This window comes from Pseudomonas grandcourensis, assembly GCF_039909015.1.
Classification (GTDB): domain Bacteria; phylum Pseudomonadota; class Gammaproteobacteria; order Pseudomonadales; family Pseudomonadaceae; genus Aquipseudomonas; species Aquipseudomonas grandcourensis.
Genome location: NZ_CP150919.1, coordinates 2,097,915 through 2,118,216 on the forward strand (window position 1 = coordinate 2,097,915; position 20,302 = coordinate 2,118,216).

Annotated in this window: 13 protein-coding genes; 3 read left to right on the forward strand and 10 right to left on the reverse strand. The window is 59.4% G+C overall.

All coding sequences use genetic code 11. The annotated features are described in order from the left end of the window. Nucleotides 1-87: 87 nt before the first annotated feature. Genes AABM52_RS09455 through AABM52_RS09475 form a run of 5 tightly spaced genes read right to left on the reverse strand, consistent with a single transcriptional unit; the run spans nt 88 to nt 8,418 of the window. Nucleotides 88-1,374 (reverse strand): DUF6396 domain-containing protein, encoded by a 1,287-nt coding sequence (locus AABM52_RS09455; RefSeq protein WP_347911491.1) that lies wholly within the window; start codon nt 1,372-1,374, stop codon nt 88-90. Next, nucleotides 1,283-2,632, reverse strand: coding sequence for a DUF6396 domain-containing protein (locus tag AABM52_RS09460; protein WP_347911492.1), 1,350 nt, complete (start codon nt 2,630-2,632; stop codon nt 1,283-1,285). Before AABM52_RS09460 ends, AABM52_RS09455 begins: the two co-directional genes overlap by 92 nt. Beyond that, entirely contained in the window at nt 2,541-3,806 is a 1,266-nt protein-coding gene (locus AABM52_RS09465) for a DUF6396 domain-containing protein (protein ID WP_347911493.1), read from the reverse strand. The genes AABM52_RS09460 and AABM52_RS09465 overlap by 92 nt, the downstream gene beginning before the upstream one ends. Next, on the reverse strand, nt 3,806-5,710 hold the full coding sequence (locus tag AABM52_RS09470; protein ID WP_347911494.1) for a phospholipase D-like domain-containing protein: 1,905 nt from the start codon (nt 5,708-5,710) through the stop codon (nt 3,806-3,808). The genes AABM52_RS09465 and AABM52_RS09470 overlap by 1 nt, the downstream gene beginning before the upstream one ends. Next, on the reverse strand, nt 5,707-8,418 hold the full coding sequence (locus AABM52_RS09475) for a type VI secretion system tip protein VgrG (RefSeq protein WP_347911495.1): 2,712 nt from the start codon (nt 8,416-8,418) through the stop codon (nt 5,707-5,709). The genes AABM52_RS09470 and AABM52_RS09475 overlap by 4 nt, the downstream gene beginning before the upstream one ends. 595 nt (nt 8,419-9,013) lie before the next feature. Here AABM52_RS09475 and AABM52_RS09480 point away from each other — a divergent pair. Then, complete coding sequence (locus AABM52_RS09480; protein WP_347911496.1) at nt 9,014-9,361, forward strand: DUF6124 family protein; 348 nt, start codon at nt 9,014-9,016, stop codon at nt 9,359-9,361. A gap of 172 nt (nt 9,362-9,533) precedes the next feature. Here AABM52_RS09480 and tynA read toward each other — a convergent pair whose 3' ends face one another. Both tynA and AABM52_RS09490 read right to left on the reverse strand, forming a co-directional pair. After that, nucleotides 9,534-11,822 carry a primary-amine oxidase gene (gene tynA, locus AABM52_RS09485; protein WP_347911498.1) on the reverse strand — a complete coding sequence of 763 codons (2,289 nt, stop codon included), beginning with the start codon at nt 11,820-11,822 and terminating at the stop codon, nt 9,534-9,536. 218 nt (nt 11,823-12,040) lie between these two features. Continuing rightward, nucleotides 12,041-13,318 (reverse strand): MFS transporter, encoded by a 1,278-nt coding sequence (locus tag AABM52_RS09490; protein WP_347911499.1) that lies wholly within the window; start codon nt 13,316-13,318, stop codon nt 12,041-12,043. A 301-nt stretch (nt 13,319-13,619) separates the two neighbouring features. On the opposite strand from AABM52_RS09490, the gene AABM52_RS09495 reads away from it, so the two are divergent. After that, nucleotides 13,620-14,747 (forward strand): MFS transporter, encoded by a 1,128-nt coding sequence (locus AABM52_RS09495; RefSeq protein ID WP_347912604.1) that lies wholly within the window; start codon nt 13,620-13,622, stop codon nt 14,745-14,747. Between the two features lie 56 nt (nt 14,748-14,803). Next, a complete protein-coding gene (locus tag AABM52_RS09500) occupies nt 14,804-15,904 on the forward strand; it encodes a LacI family DNA-binding transcriptional regulator (RefSeq protein WP_347911500.1) in 1,101 nt (366 codons plus the stop codon). Nucleotides 15,905-15,964: 60 nt separating this feature from the next. On the opposite strand, the gene AABM52_RS09505 is transcribed toward AABM52_RS09500, so the two are convergent. Genes AABM52_RS09505 through AABM52_RS09515 form a run of 3 tightly spaced genes read right to left on the reverse strand, consistent with a single transcriptional unit; the run spans nt 15,965 to nt 20,102 of the window. Further along, nucleotides 15,965-17,575, reverse strand: coding sequence for a GMC family oxidoreductase (locus AABM52_RS09505; protein WP_347911502.1), 1,611 nt, complete (start codon nt 17,573-17,575; stop codon nt 15,965-15,967). A 17-nt stretch (nt 17,576-17,592) separates the two neighbouring features. Further along, entirely contained in the window at nt 17,593-19,380 is a 1,788-nt protein-coding gene (locus tag AABM52_RS09510) for a thiamine pyrophosphate-binding protein (RefSeq protein ID WP_223449358.1), read from the reverse strand. Next, nucleotides 19,377-20,102: a ThuA domain-containing protein gene (locus AABM52_RS09515; protein WP_223449356.1), complete on the reverse strand. Its 726-nt coding sequence runs from the start codon at nt 20,100-20,102 to the stop codon at nt 19,377-19,379. Before AABM52_RS09515 ends, AABM52_RS09510 begins: the two co-directional genes overlap by 4 nt. Between the last annotated feature and the right edge of the window lie 200 nt (nt 20,103-20,302).

A 20,302-nucleotide genomic window follows, 5' to 3' on the forward strand; every position in this document is an offset into this window, starting at 1 on the left:
TGTAGGAGCTGTCTGGCGGCCCCCATAGGGACTGTCAGATATTTTGTGTGCGGGCCGGTAACGGTCTGCCGTTAGGCAGGCCATGCTTTACCAGGTCGGCATGATCTCGCCCTTCTCGAAGCGCCGGGGCTCGCCTTTTTCCAGGCGCGACCAGGATTGACCGGCGATACTTTCCGCCAGCCAATAACCGGTATGCGTGCAGGCTTGGCCGCTATTGCAGGTCGGCCTTTTGATGTAGTCGATCTCTATAAAGGCCGAGGAGCCTGGCATGGGCCGGCCGGTGGCGGGTTCGAGGACTTTGGCCTTGGCCAGTTGGTGAATCAGTGCTTCGCTGGGCTTTTCTGGTGGGATATTGGCCAGGCGTTCTTCGAGCCATTGCAGTTTGCCGTCCCAGGCGGGTAACGGGGCGGGCGGCAGCGGGAGGATCTCGTTGATCTCAGCGACCTTGGGATTGGCGTAGGAGTAACCATAGAGGATTTTCCAGATTTTTTCGTAGCGATCGGCGCGTTCGAGGTCTTCCTGTTGGCCCAGGTAGTGCAGCCGATTGTCTGGTTTTGGACCACGGAAGCCTTTGCTCAAAAAAGAAGCCGAAGTACTGTCACCAGCCCCCACGCCAAGTTGGAATCCTTCAAGTGCTTCCTGATAATGACCATCTGTCGACAGATCAACACCTAGTGCTGTCGCCGCATTGCCGTTTCCTTGCTCCCCAGCGCAACGGCGCATTTGCCGAGCAACGTCCGGGGCAATGTTGATCGGCGCCAACTTGTCTGCGACATAGGCTTGAGCTAGCGCACTACCTTCATCAGCGGCTTTGCGGTAGTAACGCAATGCTATTTCGTGATCTTTCTGTAGTCCCGCCGAACCGTTCTGCAGGAAAATGCCGACAAAGTAATATCCCGTTGCCACGCCCGCGTTGATCAGTTGCTCACTCATGCGCAAATGCTCTTCGCCACGGAGTTTGAAAGTACCGCGCATCGCACCGTTCTGCAGGTTGATATTGGCCTTGTAATGTCCGTTCTCACTGGCGATGCGATACAGGCGCTCGATTTGCACATCGACGGCTTCGTCTTGCTTGAGCTGGTTGTTCTTTTGCAACCAGCGCGCGTATTGGAACAGCACATCGGTCTCGGCGGGCGGCGCCGGAATTGTTTCGTGTTGGCAGGCGAAGGCGAGACTAACGTTTATATCGGTGAGCGGGTTTACAAAGTCCACCGACAAAGGTTCGGCATTGTTGGCGCCACAGCCGGTCAAGGCGATGAGTATCCAATAGCCCCATAAATACTTAGGCCTCACCGAACAGACTCCATCTAATGTTTTCTTCGCCGATGGTGACCCGGTCGGCGAGCAGGAAGCGGCTATGGCTGCGCTGGACATTCAGGGTCGGCATAATTTCGCCTTTTTCGAAACGTTGGATCTTGTCGACGATGCCTTCGGCTTTCCAATAACCGGTATGCGTGCAGGCTTGGCCGCTGATGCAGGTCGGTCGTTTGATGTAGTCGATCTGTATAAAGGCCGAGGAGCCTGGCATGGGCCGGCCGGTGGCGGGTTCGAGGATTTTGGCCTTGGCCAGTTGGTGAATCAGCGCTTCGCTGGGCTTTTCTGGTGGGACATTGGCCAGGCGTTCTTCGAGCCATTGCAGTTTGCCGTCCCAGGCGGGCAACGGCGCAGGCGGCAGCGGGAGGATCTCGTTGATCTCAGCGACCTTGGGATTGGCGTAGGAGTAGCCATAGAGGATTTTCCAGATTTTTTCGTAGCGATCGGCGCGTTCGAGGTCTTCCTGTTGGCCGAGGTAGTGCAAGCGATTATCTGGCTTAGGGCCACGGAAGCCTTTGCTCAAAAAAGAAGTCGAAGTGCTGTCACCGGCCGCTACCCCGAGCTGGAATGCTTCGAGCGCTTCCTGATAACGCCCTTTCCCCGATAGATTTATACCTAGGTCGGAGGCTGCATCACCGTGCCCTTGCTCGGCCGCGCAGCGGCGCATCTGCCGGGCAACGTCCGGCGCAATGTCAATCGGCGCCAACTTGTCTGCGACATAGGCTTGAGCCAGCGCACTACCTTCATCAGCGGCTTTGCGGTAGTAACGCAATGCTATTTCGTGATCTTTCTGTAGTCCCGCCGAACCGTTCTGCAGGAAAATGCCGACAAAGTAATATCCCGTTGCCACGCCCGCGTTGATCAGTTGCTCACTCATGCGCAAATGCTCTTCGCCACGGAGTTTGAAAGTACCGCGCATCGCGCCGTTCTGCAGGTTGATATTGGCCTTGTAATGTCCGTTCTCACTGGCGATGCGATACAGGCGCTCGATCTCTCCATCGACAGTCTTGTCCTGTTTGAGCTGGTTGTTCTTTTGCAACCAGCGCGCGTAATGGAACAGCACATCGGCCTCAGCGGGCGGCGCCGGAATTGTTTCGTGTTGGCAGGCGAAGGCGAGACTAACGTTTATATCGGTGAGCGGGTTTACAAAGTCCACCGACAAAGGTTCGGCATTGTTGGCGCCACAGCCGGTCAAGGCGATGAGTATCCAATAGCCCCATAAATACTTAGGCCTCACCGAACAGACTCCATCTAATGTTTTCTTCGCCGATGGTGACCCGGTCGGCGAGCAGGAAGCGGCTATGGCTGCGCTGGACATTCAGGGTCGGCATAATTTCGCCTTTTTCGAAACGTTGGATCTTGTCGACGATGCCTTCGGCTTTCCAATAACCGGTATGCGTACAGGCTTGGCCGCTATTGCAGGTCGGCCTTTTGATGTAGTCGATCTCTATAAAGGCCGAGGAGCCTGGCATGGGCCGGCCGGTGGCGGGTTCGAGGACCTTGGCTTTGGCCAGTTGGTGAATCAGTGCTTCGCTGGGTTTTTCTGGCGGGACATTGGCCAGGCGTTCTTCGAGCCATTGGAGCTTGCCGTCCCAAGCAGGCAACGTGGCAGGCGGCAGTGGGACGATCTCGTTGATCTCGGGGACTTTGGGATTGGCGTAGGAGTAGCCCGAGAGGATTTTCCAGATTTTTTCGTAGCGATCGGCGCGTTCGAGGTCTTCCTGTTGGCCGAGGTAGAGCAAGCGGTTATCTGGCTTAGGGCCACGGAAGCCTTTTTCCAACCGGCCGGCAGCGCCGTCGCTACCAGCTACAACGCCCATCTGGAAGACCTCAAGCGCTTCTTGGTACTTTCCTTTGTTCTTAAAGTGGACACCTAGGGCGACGGCTGATTTACCGTGACCTTGTTCAGCTGCGCAACGGCGCATCTGCCGCGCAACATCCGGGGCAATATCAATCGGCGCCAACTTGTCGGCTACAACTGCCTGAGCTTGCGCATTGCCCTGATCGGCGGCTTTGCGGTAGTAACGCAAGGCCATTTCGTGATCTTGCTGCAACCCGCCTGCGCCGTGCTGCAAAAAGATACCGACAAAGTAATATCCCGTTGCCACTTCCGCGTTGATCAGTTGTTCACTCATGCGCAAATGCTCTTCACCACGGAGTTTGAAAGTACCGCGCATCGCACCGTTCTGCAGGTTGATATTGGCCTTGTAGTGGCCGTTCTCACTGGCGATGCGATATAAACGTTCGATCTCTCCATCGACAGTCTTGTCCTGTTTGAGTTGGTTGTTCTTTTGCAACCAGCGCGCGTAATGGAACAGCACATCGGCCTCGGCGGAGGCCGTGGGGATCTGCTCGTGCACACAGGTAAAGGCCATATTGGCCTTGGCTTCAGTCAAAGGGTTCAAGGGCGCTTCCTTGGTCGAAGTAGAAGTAGGATTACTGGTATCGCAGGCGAGCAGCAGCAGGCATGACAAAAACAAGACCCGTCGCATCAGTCGAGGTCCGACAGGTCGGATTTACCGAAGTAGAACTCAACGAGGGGGGCACAAGGCACATCCTTGTCTTCCTGAAAGTCTTTGTTGTCGTCGATGATCCACTGCCAAGCTTCGAACGCCTCCTCCGGATCATCCTGCGCGCCCAATCCATTCGTATGCATCTCCCACAACCGCCGCCGCAACCCCTGCGTCACACTCGCCCACTCATGCGCAATGTTCAGTTCGCTATCCACCTGCATGCTGCGAGTATTGATGTTGGCCGAGCCGTGAGTGGTGAACACATCGTCGACGATCATCAACTTGGAGTGGATGTACACTGGCATCCAGGGCTTACCGGCGGGCGAGTCGGGGGCAACCAGTGAGCACACATGGACTTTCAGGCCGGAGAGTTCCGGGAGTTGAGCAAAAGTCTCACCCTCAATTGCCTCGATTTGGCTCTGGAGTGCGACTTTGCGCCAATCGTTGAGCCAGGCCTTGTGTCGCTGATCTTCCTTGGCCTTGTCGCTGAGATCGGTTCCGCCCAATGCGTCGGTGAGTTTCGTCAGCGTGATCAGGGCATGCTGTTCAATACGTTCGCCCAGGCTGGTTTCCAGTGCCGCGGCGTCAGCTTTTGCCTGTTCAATACGCCGTAACTTGGTGATTGCAGGCATGGTTTCACCTCGCCCGAGGCTTTCGAGCATGCGCTGGGTGTTGACGGTGCCGGAGCCTATGCCGCCCTTGCTAGCATTGGTGATCACAAACAGGTGCAAGGGGCCGTGTATGGCGGGGTCGCGACCGGCCTTGGTCTGGCCGGCGGCGACGGCCTTGATCAATTCGGCCAGGGGCGGCCAGCGGAAATACTGGTTTTCGATGTAGATGAACTGGGTCGCGTTGTTGACGGCTTGCAGGTAGAGCTTTTCGATATCGCGCTTGCCCTCCTGGGCCTGGGTGCGCAGGATCTGCGCGATTTGTCGGGTGGCTTGCGGGGCGCATTGCTGTTGCGGCCCGATCGCTTTGGCTTGGCGTAAGTCGAGCAGGTCCTCGCCAGTTTCCTTGCGCCAGGCGCTGGCGAAGTTGTGGTGCAGGTGTTCCAGGATCGGCCCGCTGACCTGGCTTGAAATGTCCTGACGTGGGGTATCGCCACGCGGGCCCTTGTTGGGGGCGGGTTTGGTGTCCTTGTCACGGTTCACCGCCAGATGGTCATTGGTGTCCCAGTACTCGTCGAGCATGTTGTGACCCATCACGAAGCCGACGGCGCGGTCCGGCAGTTCATAATCGACGAGAACGGTTTTTTGATGATGGGTCGCTGTCGCCGTCAGGATGAATTGCGTGGTGGCGCTGATCTGCGGGTCGAGACTTTTGTATTTCGCCTGATGGGCTATTTCGGCCCTCTCAAGCACGCTGAAACCGCGACTGACGAACACTGGAGTGCCGCGAGCCGCCAGATGCGCAGCGGCCATGTTGTCGGCAAGCGCACAGTTGGCAAACCACTGGCGGTCATAAGCATATTGCTCGTCCGTGGAGGGTTGCATCGCCCGGTCGTATATCCGGTACGGGCCTTTACCGGGCAGATTGGATTCGTCGGCAAAGCCCGCGCTGTTAAACGGCATTTCCCACCCCAATATCCGCACCTTGACGCCTTCGCGCGCCATGGCCATCAGCAATTCACCGATACACGGCGATATTCCATCGCGGATGAAATACATCGACGGCTGAAAGCCCCAACAGATGATGTCGACAGTTGCCTTGGCCTTTGAAATGGCCAGGTGCACGGCCTTGAATGCTTCTTCACCGTTGATCAGCGGTTGATAAGTCGCCATGGCGGGAGGGTATTCGGTATTGCGCACATACCATGGCGGGGTACAGGTCACCTCTTGGGTGTGCTGGAGTGCGACCGGTGTGACGATCTCGTATTGGCTCATTGTGTTTTCCCTTCCTGATCACTAGCGCCTTCCATCACCGTGGCATACAGGCCTCGGTGATCCGTGTGCGATGTGGGCTGGCTCACCTCGGCATCGGCTTGCGAGGGGTGGTTGTGCAGACCACGATTGGCGAGTTCCGCCTGCTTGGCGTTGCGGTATTCGGTGGGGACCGGAATCTGGTAGGTCACACCGTTGGCCATCACCAACCGGTAGCCCTGGGTGACGACCTGATGGTCGATCGACAGTTGCCCGGTCTTGTCCAGCACGCCCTGCTTGAGCACAGCGCCATCGGCGTACAGGGTGTAGGGCATGCCCGCCCAGTTCTGGCTGGAGGCATTTGGGGCGGGTGACAGGTTGAATCGTAAGGTCTGTCTGGACAGGCTTTGCGGATAGTCCGGATGCGTGGCCTTCATGCTCGCCGGACCGCTGTACTCGAAATGCGCCGCCTTGACGTTGTGATCCCCCGCCGTGCCGGATTCGATGCCACACGTCTCCAGGCGCAGGTAGCTGCCCCCGCCGTTGAGGACGATTTTCTTCTTCGCGGTGATGTGGATCTCATCTTCGGTGCTGGTGATCTCCAGCCCCTGCCGCGCCAGCAATTCCAGCCGATCGTTTTGCGCCTGTATCTGTACCGGGCCCTGATTGGCGATCAGCTTGAGGCCGAGCTTGCGCACGAACAGGCTCAAGCCCTGGCCGACGCCGATAAACAAGCGCTTGACCACGCTGAGGTCGGCCTCGCCGCCGGCGTTGAGCATCAGGTTGTCTTGCGCGGCCAGTTGCAGGTGCTGGCCGCTGGTCAGGGCGATGCCCTGGGGTGCGCTGAGCAGCAGCACCGAGGCTTTCAATTCATCGAGCTGCTGGCGCATCAGCGCCAGTTGCGCGGGCACATCCGCGGGTTCGGCGTGGGCCGTCTGGGCATCTTCCGAGAGTGCTTGCAGTTGTTCGCCGGCCTGTCGCAGGCGCTCGATCGCCGGGCCCATTTCCAGCACCTGGCCTTGGGCTTTGCTCTGTTCATCGGCACTGATAAACAGCCCCTTGCCCCCGCGAATCGCGCCCCAGGCATCGGTGCGCAACTCAAACCCCTCACCCCGTTTTTGACGCTCGGCATCCACCACATGCCCGAGGTTGAGCTGGCTCTTGCCGCTGTGTTCGGTGCTGAGCTTGATGTGCTCCTGCCCGCGGGTGTCGTCCAGCCGCAGTTTGTTGTTGGCCGGGGTGCGCAGCACGTTGCGCTTTTCGTTGTACATGGTGACGGGGTCGGGGTGCTGGCTGTCGTGCAGGGCGTGGGCTATGTAGGGGCGGTCCGGGTCGCCCTGTTCGAAGGCCACCGCCACTTCGGTGCCGGCGATCAGCGGCAGGTGCAGGCCGTGGGTGTCGCCGGCGTACGCCCGGGCCAGGCGCAGCCAAGTGCTTTCGCGACCGGCGTCCCAGGTGTCGCGGTCGAACAGGAAATGCACCCGGTAGCGGCCTTCGGCGTCGGTATCGGCGTAGGGGTTGTGGGCCTGCGCGCTGGTCACCCGGGCCGGCACGGTGCCGGCGATCAAGGGTTTGGGTGGCACCTCTGGGCGAAAGCACACCGCCTGCGCATAGGGGATGGCCTGGAAGCTGCACTCGAAGCTGCGGTCGCGGGCGGCGCCGGCCTTGAGCCCGATGATCACCGCCCGCGGCGCGAAGGCCTGGGGCGCGCCGTCGGTGACTTCCAGCACCTGGCCCGGCGCCAGGCGGGCGCTGCTGCTCATGCCGCTGAGGCGGGTGCGGTGATTGAGGTATCGCTCGTGGCGCAGGCGCGCATAGAAGTAGCCGCTTTCGCACTGCACGTCTTCGGGGAAGTCATGGCGGTCGCCGAGCGCGGTGTAGGGCTCGGCGTAGTGATAGGCCTCGCCGTAGGTGCCCTTGGCGCCGCGCGTCTGGTCGATGTCGCCGTCGAGGTGCGCGCGGGCGTCACGGTGGTGGTAGGCGCGGACATTGACGTGCTGTTCCACCACCTGGTGTTCCGACTGCAAGGCCCAGACGCTGTCCTCACCGCTGCTGCTCAACCCGGAGAGCGGCCGCAACGGTAGCTCGACGTCGAACTGGTAGGCGCGCGGGGAGTCGTGGAATTCGACGACGTCGATACTCAGGCGCTCGTCGCTGGTGAAGCGGTACCAGATGCCGACTTCGGCCAGCAGGCGGGCGATGAAGGCCAGATCGCTTTCGCCGTATTGCATCACCTGTTCACGCCGGGGGTACTCGCGGTGCAGGTGGAAGAGGAAGTCCTGGCCCCTGAAATCATGGCGGCCGCGCAGGATGTGCTCGACGATCTCCGGCACCGAGCGGTGCTGGTAGATCCGGTATTGCCGACCTCGCGCGAGCAGCGCCAGACGCGGTTGCAGGGTGACTTCGTAGCGCGCTTCGTCGATGGAACCGGACAGGCGTTTGAAGCCACCGATCACCCCGTGCAAGGTGCGCAGCGGCTTGACCTCGGACGGTTCGAAGATCAGCGACGAGACTTTTTCCGGTAGCGCGTGCAGGCTGAAGCTGGCGGGTTGGCCGAGCAGGCGTTCGGCGTCGATGTCGAGCTGGCTGGAGGTGAACTCGATGTGGTAGCTGAAGGGTTGGCTGAGGTGTTCTTCGCCGTGGAAGGCCAGGACGTCGAGGGGGGCGTCCAGCTCTCGGACCCAGAGTGTGTGGCGGCTGTGGTCGAAGAAAACGGGCAATACGGGGTGCATGTTGCAGACCTCCCTAGTCTATCGATGCAGGCGGGGAGGCTTCGTTGCCGCCCGCGTTCAAGCGCTCGACAGCTTTCAGGAAGGTAAAAAAGGTTGATATAGGAAGGTTCCGACGCTCGCGTAGGATGCATCCGAGTGTTGATGCTGCGTACCTGTAGGACCGTTCGCGATTTTGTCGGCGCCAGGTGCAGCGGCTGCTTTTCGACAGGGTTGAACCGTTCGGATCGAACGCTACTGCAGAGCGCAAAGCCTGCTTGTTTAAAAGCCCTCAAGGTTACTTCGTGAAAGCCACAGCGCCTTGCGTCGTTGCCTACAGTTACCCCAGAATCCGCCGGCTTGTGCGCTTTGGGACCGCTCGGTAACTTGCTCCGCGTCACTGATTGTCAGTGATCGGGTTTAGTCGCCCGGCTAGTTTTCCTCGGTTGTACCGGTGTCATCCAGTCAGGCATCCGCCTGCACTTGATGGTGGCTGTGCGCATGGCGTCTTCGGGCGCGCCGGGTTTTGGGAAACTTTACCGGTCGACTAACTTGCGCACGGCCACCACCCTTTTGTTTAGTCGCGAGATGGTTGTGGCCCTTACTGGAGAAAATTCCCATGTTCAAGGTCACACCGAATCCGCCGGACACCGGTCCGACATCCTCATCAGTAGAATTCGACTCAAACACCCCCCACGAACCCGCCGACCGCATCCCCTCAGCCGCCGACATCCGAGCCACTCCACGCAAACTGTGCGCGATGTTTTTCGTCAACCCGGAACTCGATACCGCAACCCTGCTGGCCCATGCCTGCGAGTCACTGGCATCGGCCAATGTCATGACCATGGATCTGGCGGATCGAACGGATGGGACAAGTCGCAATACCCTGCTGGGCATCGCGCAAGTCATCCTGTTGGGGGAGTTGGCGGTGAACCGGGCGCTGGACCGGATCGATGCGGGGGGGTAGAGGATCAGCGAAAGGGATGTTGCCGGACGCGCTGATGGACTCGCCTGAACACCGATGAACCCTTGTGGGAGCGGGCTTGCTCGCGAAAGCGGTGTGTCAGTCGACAACTTCATGGACTGACACACCGCATTCGCGAGCAAGCCCGCTCCCACAGGTTTTGTGTGTTGTTTGCTTACTTCGGTGCGCTGAGGTTCAAGGTCGGTGTTTCATCGAAGAAGTTCCACGGCTTGAGCAGCACATGCACCCACTCGGTCGGCATGATCGGCCACTCTTCGGCGCGGGCGATGTGGGTGGTGCCGGTGGTCAGCCAGACCACATCGTCGGTGTTCTCGATGGAGTGGTTGTCCTGGGTGAACTGCCCCAGGCCCGAGTCCTTGTCCGAGCGGTTCGGGTACTTGCCTTCCGGGTATTTTTCCTCGGGGTTGTATTGCGTCACCCACAGTTGCTTGTCCATGAAGCTCAGGCGGTGGTAGAGCCATTCGTCCTTGCCGAAGTTAGCGCCCTTGGCCACCGGGTGCGTGCCGCCGGCGTACGGAATCAGCTGATAGGAAACCGGGTTGCCGACCTTGTTCTCCTTGCTGGAGTTGGTCAGCAGGCGCACGGTCGACGGGTCGAATTTCTGCGCCGCCTGTTGCTCGGTGCCGACCACCTTGGTTTCGGTCTGCATGGTGCTGGTGCGCGGGCCGCCACGGTCGTTCGGCAGCACCACCGGGTTCACTTCCACCAGTGAGTTCTGCTCGCCGTCCACGTCCATATCGAGGCGGAAGTTGTAGATGTGCTGGTGCGTGGTGCCGACGATGTTGTGGTCGAGCAGGGTGCCGTAGCGCGTGTCTTCCTTGGCGGTGTCTTCGTGCATGGTTTTCGATTTCACGCCCTTGACCGCTTCGATGCCGGTGGCGCCGGCGTCGATGCCGATGGTGCCGTTCTGCTGGAAGACCCAGTCGAAGATGTAGTCGTAGTTGCCCACGGTGCTGATCCAGCGCACCACCAGTTCACGACGCTCGGTGCTGAGGTTGGGCTGGCCCATTTCCTGGTGTTTGTATTCGGGGCCTGCATAGCGCTCGAACACCGCCATGGCGCGGGGGATCGCGGTCGGTGCGCCGGTGTAGTCGGCGATGGTCGCGTCCAGCAGCACGGCGTTTTGCGGGGCGTCTTTGCCACGGGCAATCGGTGAAGTCAGGGTGCCCATGCCGTAGTCGCCGGAGTCGAGGTAGGCCTTGAAGTACCAGCCGACATCCGGGTCACCGTAAGGCACGATCATGCCGCCCAGCGAGCCTTCGTACATGATCTTGCGTTTCTTGCCCTTGTCGTCGTAGGTGACGGTGGACAGGATCGGCCCGACCCGCGAGTCGAGGCGAACGTGGAAGTCCCAGTTCTGCCAGTGAATGCTGTTGCCGCTGATGGTGTAGTTCTTGCCCTCGGGCTCGATGATTTCCAGCGGTTTGACTGCCACGCCCTGGCGTCCGCGCCCGTCATACGGCGTCGGTTTCATCGGCACCGGAATGAGCGCTTCGTCTTCGATCTTGATCAGCTTCTTCTGTTCCAGGTCGACAATCGCCACCAGCCCTTCGATCGGGTGCGCCCAGTAGTTGCCGTCACCGGTGTTGAGGTAGCTGACGATTTTCAGCAGGCGCTTGTCCTGCGCCAGGCCATCCTTGCCGTCGAAGTAACCGACGGTCAGCGGTGTGGCCACGACTTTCTTCACGTCATTGATGCCGCGCTTGGCCAGGGCCTGTGCATATTCCGGGCTGGTTTCCACAGCCGACTGCACCGTTGCGAAATCGTCCAGCAAGACCATGCCGTGGGCGCCTTCGATCGGCTTCCAGGACTTGAGTTCTTTCTTGTCGAGGTCGACCAGGGCTTCGATCACGTGCTTGCCGTCGAGCACCACGATTGAGGCCTCACGCGGCTGGGCGACGTTCTGCCCGGTGAAGACGAAGTTCCACACCTGATCCTTCGGCGGCTCCTTGACCGAGACTTCGGTGAAACGGAAGCCGGGCTTGTAGTTTTCCGATTTCTTGACGATGTCCACGGCCGTGGTGATTTCAGCCGCGCTCAGGGGATTGAGCGGGTTGGGGCGGGTCTCGACGACGAAGGTCTTGTCCAGCCCGGACTGGAACACCTGGTTGATAAAGTCCTTGGACATGAACGCCGTATGGTCCTTGAACACCACCGGCACCGTCAGCTCGATACGCTTGCCGTTGAGCATCGCCACTTTGCTGTCGGGCTTGACCTTGAGGTAGACCCCGTCCTTGGCGATGGTGAACAGATTGGCGTAATCGTCCCATTTCACCGTGGCGCCAAATTCCTCAAGACCCGCTTGCAGCGGCACCATTTCGGCGTGACCGCCGTGGGCCTGGGCATTGCCCGCCCAGAAAGGCAGGCCGAGGGTGCTCAGGGTGATGGCCAGGGCCAGGCGGGCAAGCGGTGTTCTTTTGGGCGATGCTTTGGGGCTGAACATGGGTGAATTCCTGGGGAAAAGCCGGGTACGGGCATTCCTGCACTTTGTTACAACGGGTCAATCGATGCTTTTGAATGCCTGCCAGATTTCTTTGGTTCCGTGCCGCAATTGAGCTTTCCTGACGAAATGCAGCTTGGCAAGCGTACAGCGTGCTCTGAAAGCTGAATCGCCCAGGATTCTTCAGTTAAGTTGATGTTGTCCGAAAAGAGCGCTGCATTTTATTGAGGTGCGGCGCTGCGCGTGTAGCGCTGTTTTTCGGTGGTGACAGGTTTAGGCGCTCGCATCAGCAGGGGCCCCAATGTCGCCAGCAAGGCGAGCATTATCAGCGGGAAAAACATCAACTTGCCCAGACCGAAATGACTGACAATCACGGTGATGACGGCAGGGCCCACCAGCATTCCGGAAAAACCGATGCAGTTGACGATGCCGATATTGCGACCTGCATGTTTCGGATCTCTGCGCCCGGCGGCAGAGATCATCAGTGGCGCGATGCACGACAGGCCGAGGCCAAACAACGCGAAACCGACGATGCCAGTCACCGCGGTACCGCCAATGATGGTGATGATCATGCCGAGGACGCATATCGTCCCGCAGCCGAAAACCACTTGTGAATTACCGAAAGCCGCGGCCAGCCGGTCACCGAAAAGACGTCCGACGAACGCCGCGCCGACGAAGATGGAGACCGCCATGCCGGCCATCGAGGTGCTCGTCGAGAACTCGCGACGAATGTATTCCTGGCCCCAGTCAGCAATGGCGTTTTCACCCATCATGCTGCCCAGCAGCAAGACACCGAGAGCAATCATGACCAGCAGCGTTTTTGCCGATGGTCCCTTGCCCGCTTCATCGGGCGAATGGGCGCCTGTCTGCCAGTCGCTGGCCGAAGGCTCGGGGACATCATGTTTGCCCAGCAACCACCGGCTGAAAAACCAGCCCACGATAAACAGGGCCACGCCGAGCACGGTGTAGGGCACTTGCACGCTGTCGGTGTAGAGGCCGGTCAACCAGCTGCACACCATCCCCAGCAGAAAGCCGCCCAGTGAATAGAACGCGTGGAAGCCAGACATGATCGAGCGCTGGTAGAAACGTTCGACTTGCACACCATGGGCATTCAATGCCGTGTCCAGTGCCCCTCGCAGCAGCCCGAGCACAACACCGAAGCACAAGGCGAACCAGAAACCGTTGACGAATCCGAGCGGGATGATGGAAAGGGGATAAGCGAGTGCACACACCGTGATGACCGACTTCGCACCAAAGGTGTCGAGCAATCGGCCGACCCACAGCGCGCCTGTTGCGGAGCCGACACCAACGCCAAGCGCGATCAAGCCGAAATTCGCGTCTCCCGATTCGCCGGTAAAACCCAGTTGCACCCTGAAGACACTCACACCCGTCGACCAGATGTACATCATGGCGCCAATCATCATGAAGCCCAGGAAAGTCGCGATGCGCGCCTTGCGAATGCGGGTGGGGATCTGTGTGGTTTGAAGGTTGTTAATCACGCTGCATTGTCCCTTTTGTTTTTGTTGGGTGTTCATGCAATTGAGGGTTTGATTTGATAAGAGTTATACGTATAACTCATTAAAAATAACATTTACAGCAAGCTTGCTGTCAACTCTTTTCAGACTTGGTTGCCGACTTCATGGCATTAAATTACACGTCAGACCCTGCGCTGGCAGCCTGCGTGGTGTTGAGTCATTGGCCTTATCGATTGTTTTAGGTTATACGTATAACTCCAGTGGCTCGAGCACAGAGGTTTCCGTGTCGTCTCAAGAGTTGGTATTGCCGTGCGCCACACCTGATATGGCTGCCTATCGGCTGACGTTTCTGTTGTCAGGCCTTTGCATGGGGGCGTGGGCCCCCCTGGTTCCCTATGCCCGCAGTCGGGCCGGGGTCGACGACGGCGCGTTAGGCTTGCTGTTGCTCTGCCTTGGCCTGGGCTCGCTGGTGATGATGCCGCTCGCTGGCATTCTGAATGCGAGGAAGGGCTGCCGCTTTACCATGCACATAGGCATCGCGCTGGTATTGCTGACATTGCCCATGCTGGCAACCACTCATTCATTCGCGGGTTTGATGCTCGCCCTGACGGTCTTCGGTGCAGGATGCGGGGCGGTGGACGTGACGATGAACGTTCAGGGGGTCATGGTCGAGCGCGCTACCGGTCGCTCGCTCATGTCCGGTTTCCATGGCTTGTTCAGCCTCGGAACGATTGTCAGTGCTGCGGGGATGACCGCCTTGTTATGGCTCGGTGCAACGCCTTTGCTGGCAAGCAGTACGGTGATGGCGGCATTGCTCGCCTTTGTCCTGACATATGGGCGTCAGATGCTCGGGCGAAGCGGCGATGAGGGGAGTCCGATCTTCGTCAAGCCTACACGCAAGGTTTTGCTGCTGGGCTTGCTGTGCCTGTTCGCCTTTCTTGCCGAGGGCGCCATTCTCGACTGGAGCGCGGTGTTTCTTACCGAGGTGCGTGGCGTTCAGCATTCCATTGCAGGCCTGGGCTACGCAGCGTTCGCGGTGATGATGGCCCTGGGGCGACTGAGCGGTGACCGGGTTCTGCTCAAGCTCGGTTCGCGCGCGGTGCTCCTCGGTGGCGGTCTGATTGTCATTCTGGGGTTCCTGATAGTCGTCCTGGTGACGGACTGGCTCGTGAATCTGCTGGGATTCGCCGTGATAGGCATTGGTTTGGCGAACATTGCGCCGGTTTACCTGTCGCTGGCCGGTGCTCAACAGACGATGCCCGGTGAGTTGGCGATTGCCGCGGCAACCAGCCTCGGCTACCTCGGCATCCTGATGGGCCCGGCAGTCATCGGGTTTTTCGCTCACGCGACCAGCCTGTCTGCGGCGCTGCTCGCCGTCGCCGCATTAATGATCGCAATCATGGTCAGTGCCACCGGACTGGTTCCGAAGGTTTCCCGTCAACGGTTACACTGAGTGCATGTTTTTTCACAGACCTCGCATGAGGTTTCAAAAAGATTGGGAAGCAAGCGATGGCATCGGTTTCAATGAAAGATGTAGCACTGGCGGCGGGGGTGTCCCAGCCTGCGGTGTCTTACGCTTACAATCGCCCCTCCAAGCTGTCGCAAGCCCAGCGTGAGCATATCCTTGAGGTGGCTGCTTCATTGGGCTACCCGGGGCCCAACGTTCTGGGGCGAAGCCTTCGCTCGGGCAAGATCGGCGCGATCGGTCTGATGATGATGGACAAGTTGTCCCTTGCTTTCGCCGACCCCTGCACCATTGCCTTGTTGCGCGGCATCAGTGAAGTGGGTGAACTGGAGAATGTCGCGCTGACGTTGTTCCCGCTCAATAACAACCGGCTTGTCGGCCGAGCCCAGGCCGAGAATCACGGCAGTCTCGCCCTGCGCGGGCTGGTGGATGGCTTGATTATCTCGACCTTGCCCGATGATCACCCAGCCGTGTTGGCGGTGGTCAAGCAGAACATTCCGTTTGTGGTGATCGATTCGCCTCTGGTGGCAGACTCTTTCTTTGTCGGGATTGACGATCGAGGCGCTGCCCGTACGCAGATGCAGCACCTGCTGGATCTGGGGCACCGCAAGATCGGCATCATCATTGACCGTCTCAATCCGGACGGTTATCGCGGTCCGATTGACCAGAAGCGTTTCAACAGCGCCAGTGAGCGCATTGTCAGGGAGCGCCTCACCGGTTACGTGGAAGCCGCGACCGAGGCAGGCCTGGCATTCGAGGAGCTGAGCATTATCGAGGCCGGTGGGCTGGATTCGACGTCCGGGCAGGCAGCCGCGTTTACGCTGCTGACGTCCAGCGATGTCACGGCGGTCGTTGCCTGTTCGGATGTGATGGCGATTGCTTGCATGAAAACGGCTCACGCGCTCAATCGCAAAGTCCCGCAGGCGCTATCGGTGATTGGCTTTGACGATATTCCCGAGGCCGTCCAGCTCGGTTTGACCACCATTGGCCAGCCGATGGTGGAGAAGGGCGTATACGCCGCGCGACTTCTGACCGAACAACTGAATGCGCCGGCCGGCACCCGGCTTGAGCCCGAACGGAAAATTTTCGCCACGAAATTGATTGTGCGAACGTCGACACTCAGCGTGCAGCCATCTGACGCTTGAATCCAGGCAGGGCTGCGGCGCAACGTTGCGCCGCAGTTGTTGTCCGGTTTGTGTTGCCGCTCAACTTGCCTGATGCTTGAAGTTCGCCGCCACCCGCAGGGCATTGGCGGCGATCGTGAGCGCCGGATTGACCGCCGCCGAAGACGGGAAGAAAGAACTGTCTACGACCCAGACGTTATCCAGGTCATGCAACTTGCAATTCAGATCCAGTACGCTGGATGCAGGGTCCTTGCCCATGACGGCGGTGCCGCACTGGTGCGAATTGGTGGCGATGCCCATCCGCGCTTTCAGGATCACCGGATAACCAGCCTCACGCATGACTTTACCGGTCTTGCTCACCAGGCCTTCATGAGCCCTCAGGTTATTGGGTGTCCAGTGGACCTTGATCGCGTCACGCGCCTTGTCATACGTGACCCGGTTCTCCTGTGTCGGTAGATCCTCCGAGGTCAGATACAAGTCGACGCTGTGGTCGGTGATGTATCGCGAGGCAAACTTCGGCAACCACGGGCGCATCGAGGTGATCATGGGCTCGCGGATCTTTCCCAGCATCTGCACATTACCCAAGGGAAATGAATTGCTCGGGCTGGCGCTGTACCAGTCGTTGATGGCCAGGGTCTTCTGGAAGATCACTTTGTTCTTGCGTCGCGGGTCCACCGCCAGCATGAACGTACTGTTATGGACCATGTAGTTGCGACCCAATTGCCCCGAACGGTTGCCAAGGCCTTCAGGGTGTCGAGCGTTCGCTGACTTGAACAGCAGGGCTGCGCTATTCACTGCGCCACAGGCCAGAACGAATCGTTTGGCCCGCAGTTTCACGTCTCTGCCCTCGAAGAGGCCATGGGCCTCGGTTACCGTGCGGCCGTCGCTGGCGGTTTCCAGTCGCTTGATGGTGGTGCGGGTCATCAGCCTGACGGAACCGCTGCGCAACGCCGGTCTCAATGCCGACACTTCAGCATCGGCCTTGGCATCGACAAGGCAGGGATAGCCATCGCAGGTCGAGCACAAAACGCAGCCACCACCGTCGCCGTAATCCACCGCCGCCGGCATCACGAAGGGCTTGAGCCCGGAACGACGCATGCTTTGCTCCAGCGGGACCAGTGCAGGGTCATGTTTGAGCGCAGGCTGGGGAAACGGGCCCGAACGCCAGGGCTCGCTGGGGTCGCTGCCGGCGAGGCCATGAACCCGGTAGAGTTTTTCAGCTTCGGCGTACCAGGGTTCCAGTTCTGCGTAGCTGATCGGCCATGCGGGGGAGATGCCCTCGGCGTGCTGGATTTCGCCGAAGTCCTCTTCGCGAAACCGCGGGAGCATCGCGCCATAGAACTTGGTATTGCCGCCGACGTAATAAAACACACCGGGGGAAAACGGTTGATCGGATTGATCCAGCCACTGTTCGGCGTTGCGGTAACGGCCTTCGGCGAATACCGATTCGGCGCTCCAGTTATGTATTTCACGGGGCAGGAAATCACCGCGTTCAACGATAATGATGTCCAGCCCGCTATCGCGCAGTGCATGGGCAAAGGTCGATCCGCCCATGCCCGAGCCGATAATCACTACATCACAGTTGATGTTGCCATCTGCATCAGGTGTCACCACGTCGAGGGCGCGCGGTTCGCGCGGCGCCCCCGGTTGTGGATTCAGCTCTGCATGATGCGTAATCAATGCATCACTCATTTGAGCCGCTCCAGGTTTTACAGGTGTTGTTCGGAGTTCCGGATTTCCCAGTATTCGTCCTGACGTTCGTCAGTGATGTACTCGGGAATCGGGAAGTCCCACCAGCCCGGCACCCAAGGGCCTGCGGCGTCGCGGTCGGTCGGGATTTCGATCAGCACCGGTGCGTTCAGGTCCAGGGCTTCCTGCAGGATCGGCTCGAGGTCTTCCGGGCGCTCCACGCGATAGGATTTCAGGCCGAAGGCTTCGCCGACCGCCTTGAAGTCCGGGCTGTAAGGCGTGCCGTCCGGGTGGTTGAACTCGGTGCCGATATGGCGACTGGTTTGCTTGCGCTGGCCACCACGAATCGACATGTACCCGGCATTGTTCTGGATCATGAACACAACAGGGATGTTGTTGGTCACGCAGATCGCAATTTCCTGAGAGGTCATCAGGAAGTCACCATCGCCCAGGATGCACACCACCGGTTGATTCGGTGCTGCCAACTTGGCACCGATAGCGGCAGGAACAGCCCAGCCCATCGACGAGAAACCGCCCGATGTCAGGTGCGTACGGGGGGTATAGACCGGGAAGGTCTGCTTGACCGCGCCTTGGGTGTTGCCTGACCCGACCACCACGATGGTGTCGCGCGGGAATACCTTGCGCAGCGCTCCCAACGGACGTTGAGAGGTAAACGGGAAGCGATCGGAGTCACGGCGGCCGGCCAGCTTGGTTTCCCATTCGTCCTGATAGCCGCGCAAGTCGCTCATGTACTCCTGGCGATCGACCGTCTGGCCTTTCAAGCCTTCCACGATATGCGCCAGCGCGTATTTCGCGTCGGCGCAAATGCCCACCGTGACCGGATAGTTTTTGCCGATTTCGTGCGGATCGATGTCGATATGAATCAGCTTCGACGGCGGAATCGCAAAGGTCACGCCCTTGGCGTAACTGGATGACGACCAGTCGGTGAAGCGGCAACCCACGGCGATGATCACGTCAGCGGTAGAGGCTACTTTGTTGCCGCACATCGTGCCGGTCTGACCGACGCTGCCGGCGAACAGCGGGTGATCTTCCGGGAAACCGCTTTTGCCGTTCCAGGTGGTGACCACCGGGATTTGCCAGGCTTCTGCCAGAGCGAACACTTCGGCGCTTGCCTCGCCAGTGATGACGCCGCCGCCGATGACCAGCACCGGGCGCTTGCAGGCTTTCAACTCTTCAACCGCGCGGGCGGTTGCCGCCGGATCCGGGAAGCATTTGCCGATAGGGGTGCGCTCTTCCAGGGCGTGAAGGGTCACTTCAGCCGCTTCGGCCTGAACATCCATCGGGATTTCAAGATGAACCGGGCCTGGACGCCCCGTGACCATCGAGCTCCAGGCCCGATGCATCATGAACGGCAACTCTTCGACGCGAGTCGCCACCCAATGACGCTTGGTGACCGCTTCGGCGATTTTCGGGAAGTCGTTGTCGGTGTAGCGCTCCAGCTCCTGCAGCAAGCCATGGCCGCGCATGTGCGTGGGTGGCCCGCCAGTGATCAGCATCAGGCTGGTGGAGTCGGTGAAGGCCGTTGCCATGCCGATCACGGTGTTGGCGGCACCGGCGCCGATGGAGGTGACAGCCGCCATCGGTTTGCCGCTGACCCGGTAGTAACCATCCGCGAGGTGAACCGCACTCTGCTCGTGGAAGACCTGGATGAACTTGAGTTTCGAGTCCTCTTCCAGGAAGGCGTCGGTGAGTGTCCAGATGCCGTGGCCAGGAATACCGGCGACATATTCGACACCATAGTTTTTCAGGGTTTGAGCCACGATCTGGCTGCCGGTCAATTTAGTCATGACAGGACTCCTTGGGTTGATGAGACGAGGGTGGATGCGTCGGATTTCCCGGTAGCTGTTGCGCGCCCGCGCGTCGCCCAGTTCAGGCCCTGCCTGGTCAGGCGGCGGATGTTCGGGTCGGCGAGATTGCTGGTGTCGTGTCCGATCGAGTGATAGAAAACCCGGCCCAGACCCCATTGGCGAACCCAGGCGACCGGGCTGCGATGGCCCTTGATCCAGGGGAACGGGTTACCGTCGAAGGTGGTTTCGGCGAGTACATGAATGTTCGGGTCAACCTGCATGTAGTACTGCTCGGATCGAACCTCGAAGTCCTCGACGCCTTGAGTGACTTCATGGGTGTGATCGATGACGTTGACCTGGTACGGATGAGGAAAGCCTTCACCCATCGGATGCTCAAGAAACGATCCGCCCAGCACCCAGTGGTACTTGAGGCTTGCACGGAAAGCCGCCCCCGCACCGTGCCAACCGACCAGCCCGGTGCCGCTTTCGATCGCCTCGAGCAGGCGGTTTTCCTGAGAGGCGGTCAGCGTTTCCGTGGTGACGGCGTTGTTCCAGCCGATCACGATCAGGTCGTAACCGGTCAAGTCCCGGTCCAGGGTGAAGATATCGTTCGACTCCTCGACATCGAAATCCAGCTCCTGGAAAACGGTCCGAGCCCATGCAGCGATTTCATAGGGGTAATGGCCGGGCCAGCCACCGAATAGATACAAGACTCGACTCACGGTTGGTCACCTCTTCAAGTTGGGTGTGATTATTAGGTTATACGTATAACCGCTTATTTAAGCTATCACTCAAAATCCCTAAGTCAATGCCTGTTTGATCATTTTCATCCGTATGCCCTCAAAACCCCGTATTCAGGCACTCTAAAGCCTTATGGGCCGCGGGCTTGAGAACATCTCTAATGCGCATGTAATTCAGGCGA

Bases quoted from the DNA above. Each gene is read 5' to 3' on its own strand.
- AABM52_RS09505 (WP_347911502.1), bottom strand. From the start codon at position 17,575: ATGAGTGATGCATTGATTACGCATCATGCAGAGCTGAATCCACAACCG.
- AABM52_RS09475 (WP_347911495.1), bottom strand. From the start codon at position 8,418: ATGCACCCCGTATTGCCCGTTTTCTTCGACCACAGCCGCCACACACTC.
- AABM52_RS09510 (WP_223449358.1), bottom strand. From the start codon at position 19,380: ATGACTAAATTGACCGGCAGCCAGATCGTGGCTCAAACCCTGAAAAAC.
- AABM52_RS09470 (WP_347911494.1), bottom strand. From the start codon at position 5,710: ATGAGCCAATACGAGATCGTCACACCGGTCGCACTCCAGCACACCCAA.
- AABM52_RS09495 (WP_347912604.1), top strand. From the start codon at position 13,620: ATGGCTGCCTATCGGCTGACGTTTCTGTTGTCAGGCCTTTGCATGGGG.
- AABM52_RS09480 (WP_347911496.1), top strand. From the start codon at position 9,014: ATGTTCAAGGTCACACCGAATCCGCCGGACACCGGTCCGACATCCTCA.
- tynA (WP_347911498.1), bottom strand. From the start codon at position 11,822: ATGTTCAGCCCCAAAGCATCGCCCAAAAGAACACCGCTTGCCCGCCTG.
- AABM52_RS09465 (WP_347911493.1), bottom strand. From the start codon at position 3,806: ATGCGACGGGTCTTGTTTTTGTCATGCCTGCTGCTGCTCGCCTGCGAT.
- AABM52_RS09500 (WP_347911500.1), top strand. From the start codon at position 14,804: ATGGCATCGGTTTCAATGAAAGATGTAGCACTGGCGGCGGGGGTGTCC.
- AABM52_RS09455 (WP_347911491.1), bottom strand. From the start codon at position 1,374: ATGTCCAGCGCAGCCATAGCCGCTTCCTGCTCGCCGACCGGGTCACCA.
- AABM52_RS09460 (WP_347911492.1), bottom strand. From the start codon at position 2,632: ATGTCCAGCGCAGCCATAGCCGCTTCCTGCTCGCCGACCGGGTCACCA.